General features: G+C 67.4%; 3 protein-coding genes and 1 pseudogene. 1 reads left to right on the plus strand and 3 read right to left on the minus strand.

Features of this window, described 5'->3' with window-relative positions:
• Nucleotides 1-217: pseudogene (locus tag WAW17_RS10740) on the minus strand (steroid 3-ketoacyl-CoA thiolase); the annotation flags it as partial.
• A 159-nt stretch (nt 218-376) separates the two neighbouring features.
• On the minus strand, nt 377-988 hold the full coding sequence (locus WAW17_RS10745) for a TetR family transcriptional regulator (RefSeq protein ID WP_422332966.1): 612 nt from the start codon (nt 986-988) through the stop codon (nt 377-379).
• 182 nt (nt 989-1,170) lie between these two features.
• On the opposite strand from WAW17_RS10745, the gene WAW17_RS10750 reads away from it, so the two are divergent.
• A complete protein-coding gene (locus WAW17_RS10750) occupies nt 1,171-2,724 on the plus strand; it encodes an FAD-dependent oxidoreductase (protein WP_422332968.1) in 1,554 nt (517 codons plus the stop codon).
• Here the strand turns inward: WAW17_RS10750 and hsaA are convergent.
• A partial coding sequence (hsaA, locus tag WAW17_RS10755; protein ID WP_422332967.1) for a 3-hydroxy-9,10-secoandrosta-1,3,5(10)-triene-9,17-dione monooxygenase oxygenase subunit occupies nt 2,725-3,757 on the minus strand: 1,033 nt, incomplete at its 5' end.

Consider the following 3,757-nt stretch of genomic DNA (forward strand, 5'->3'; position numbering starts at 1 on the left):
GCAGCCAGGCCTGCCGGGTGATGTTGTTGGACTGCTCGCCGGCCTGGGTGACGCAGCCTCCGACGATCTGCCCGATGGCTTCCGGCGCCACCCCGGCGCGGTCCAGGACGCCTTGCTGTGCGGCGCCGAGAAGTACGGCCGGGTGCAGTCCGGACAGTGCGCCACGACGACGTCCGATCGGCGTCCGTGCCGCGTCGATGATGACTGCGTTGCCCATATTCTTCTCCTCCTGCGAGTGTCCCCGGTGACCACGTCACCGAATTTCTGAAATGTATTCTATTTCCGAGGTGACAGCAATACCCCTGCCATACAAGGTTTTTCGCAAGCAGAAACAGCTAGAAGGGCACGAAAATCAGTTCGCCTGAGGGCACGACAGTCAATCCCGTGACAGTCCGGCCAGCAGCAGATCGCAGCCCCGGCGGATGTCCGCCTCCGCATCAGGAATGGAGATCCGGCCGTTGAGGCACGACTGGATGACGCCGAACCACAGCTGCATCAGAAGACGCAGAACAGTGAGGTCTTCTTCGGTGGGTTCGTCGATTCCGGCGGCATCGAGCAGGATCTCCCGGAAGGTGAGATCCACCTTCGCGGCGTCGGGGACGGTGGCGGCATTGGCCATGCTGGACGATTGGAGCATGGCCGTCGACAACGCGGGACGGCGCAGAAGCGCGCGAGTGGCCCGCACCAGCACCGCGTACACCGCATCCTGCGGCGAGGCGCTCGCAGCCAGGTTCTTCCGGAAACCTGCTCTCATCTGCTCGATCTGGTCGACCATCACCGCCACGAAGAGGTGGGTCTTCGACGGGAAGTATCGGTAGAGAGTGCCGATCGCGACGCCGGCGCGCTTGGCCACTTCGTGCATCTGGACTCGGGCGAGTTCCTTCTCGGTCGCAAGTTCGGCGGCAGCCTCGAGCATCCGCACGTGCCGCGCCCACTGCTCGTCGGAACTCGGTTCTGCCGCGTCTCTGACTTCGGCGATCCTCGGCATCCTCGTCCCCTCGTTTCTCCGCGCACTGCCCCGGAACCGCCGTCGATTCTTCCATTGCACCGCCGCTGCGCGGAAACTCTTCCGGTGAGTGGGACCGGACCGGGCGCGAGCGGGGAAGATGCGCTTGCGTGAACACCACGACTCGACCCGAGCTGTATCGACCCTTCACGGAGGACATGACCATGCAGGACTGGACAACCGAGTGCGACGTAGTGGTGGTGGGTTCCGGTGGCGGCGCGCTGACCGGCGCCTATACCGCGGCGTCGCAGGGCTCGAGCACGCTCGTCCTGGAGAAGACCCGCCTGTTCGGTGGCACGTCCGCCTATTCCGGCGCGGCCGTCTGGCTGCCCGGCACAGCTGTCCAGGAGCGGGCGGGTATCGGTGACTCCACAGAGCTGGCTCGCACCTACCTGCGCGCCGTGGTCGGCGAACGCGATGTCGAGCGCCAGGAGGCGTACCTCACCACCGCACCCGAGGTGGTCGACCTGCTCGAGCGCGACCCACACCTCGAGTTCGAGTGGCGTCCCTTCCCCGACTACTTCCCGGCACCGGGACGCATGGCCGCCGGACGGGCGATCAACCCGCTGGACCTGCCCGGCGACGAGATCGGGGATCTGCGTGAGTTCATCCGTCCCGAGGCCGACGTCGACCGGTGGAACAGGCCGCATCCCGACGGCGACCTGGTCGCCGGCCGCGCCCTCATCGGACGTCTGCTGCTGGCCCTGTACGGCACCGGCAACGCCGAACTCCACTCCGAGACCGCTGTCCGTTCGCTGATCGTGGAGGACGGCCGTGTGGTCGGCGTCGAGGCGACCGATGCGGCCGGGCAGGCGATCCGCATCCGGGCGCGGCGCGGTGTGCTGCTCGCGGCCGGCGGGATCGAGGGCAGCGCAGCACTGCGCGAAGCGAACGGCACGCCGGGCAAGGCAGAGTGGAGCATGGGTCCGCGGGGCGCGAACACCGGTGATCTCATCGAGGCCGCCGTCGCTGTCGGCGCGGACACCGATCTTCTCGACCAGGCCTGGTGGTGCCCCGGCGTCGAGCTTCCGGACGGTTCGGGCGCGTTCATGGTGTGCGTCCGCGGTGGCCTGCTCGTCGATGGCAGCGGTGAGCGGTATCTGAACGAATCCCTGCCGTACGACCAGTTCGGCAGGGCGATGATCGACCATCCCTTCACCGAGCACGGAAACGAGCGCTCGTATCTGATCTTCGACTCCCGCGAGGGCGGCCCGGTGTTGCCTGCCATCTCGATCCCCTCGGTGCCGGCAGACGAGCACCTCGCTGCCGGAACCTGGGTTTCCGCCGACACGGTCGAAGAGCTCGCGGAGAAGATCGGAGTCCCCGCAGAGACGTTGCGACACACCGTCGAACGGTTCAACGACTCTGCCGCGCGGGGTGTCGACGAGTTGTTCCACCGCGGGGAGGATCCGTACGACACCTTCTTCTGCCGGCGCTCGAAGTCTCCCGACGCCCCGCCCAACCCGGCGCTGAATCCCGTCGCCACCGGCCCGTTCTACGCGGCCCGGATCGTTCTGAGCGATCTCGGCACCAAGGGTGGGGTGCGGACCGACGTCGACGGCCGGGTCCTGCGTGCGGACGGCACGGCCATCGACGGGTTGTACGCGGCGGGCAACACCAGCGCCTCGCTCAGCGGGCCGTTCTATCCGGGGCCCGGTGTTCCGTTGGGTACCGCGATGGTGTTCTCCTACCGGGCGGTTCAGCACATGATGGGTTGATCAGACCAGGTTGTCTTCCACCGGGAGCCCGAACGCGCCTCGTCCGAACAGGGCGAGTGCGCGCTCCGGCTCGTTGGCGACGTGCACGCTGCCCGCATGTGCGTCACGCCATGCGCGCTCGATGGGGTTGCCCCGGAACAGCGAGCTCGCCCCGGCCATCTTGAACAGCAGATCCACCGCTTCGAGGGCCCGTTCCGTTGCCCTCACCTGGTCGCGGCGGACTCGGAGCCGCAGCGCCATCGGAAGTTCCTGACCGGCCTGCGCCAGTTCCCAGAGCTCCCGGACGTTGCGGTCCATCTGCAGAATCGCGGCGTCGATCTCGGACGCAGCACGGGCCACCGAGACCTGGGTGAACTGGTCCTCCACGAATCGGCCCCCACCGAGACTGAGCCGGACCCTCTCCTGCATCGCGGTCAGGTACAGCTGATAGCACCCGGCCACCACGCCGACTCCCGGTGTCGCCACTGCTGTGGTGAAGATGGTGGCGAACGGCACCCGGTACAGCGGCCCCTTGTTCACCTTCTGTCCGGGGCCACGTAGCTGGGAAGTCTCGTAATTCCGTTTGATCCGGTAGTCCGGGACGAAGACGTCCTCCACACTGATCTCGTTGCTGGCGGTGCCGCGCATGCCCACCACGTCCCACACGTCGAGGACGCGGTAATCCGATCGCGGGACGAGTACGGTCATGAAGTCGACTGGGCGCCCTTCGGCCCCGACGACCATGGCACCGAGCAGAGCCCACGAAGCGTGCTCACAGCCCGAGGAGAACTTCCAGGCGCCGGACAGGCGGTAACCGCCCTCCACCGGTGTCAGCCGCCCCACCGGGGCGTACGCGGAGCACAGCAGCACCGAATCGTCGTGCCCCCAGACGTCGCGCTGGGCCTGATCGTCGAACAGCGCCAGGTGCCAGGGATGGACCCCGAGCACCGACGCCAGCCACCCCGTCGAGCCGCACGCCCCCGACACCGCGCGCACCACCTCGAAGAAGTGCACGGGATCGCTCTCCGCACCGCCGTAGTGTGTGGGTTGCAGC

It is taken from the genome of Rhodococcus sp. (in: high G+C Gram-positive bacteria), assembly GCF_049286785.1.
Lineage (GTDB): Bacteria > Actinomycetota > Actinomycetes > Mycobacteriales > Mycobacteriaceae > Rhodococcus_F.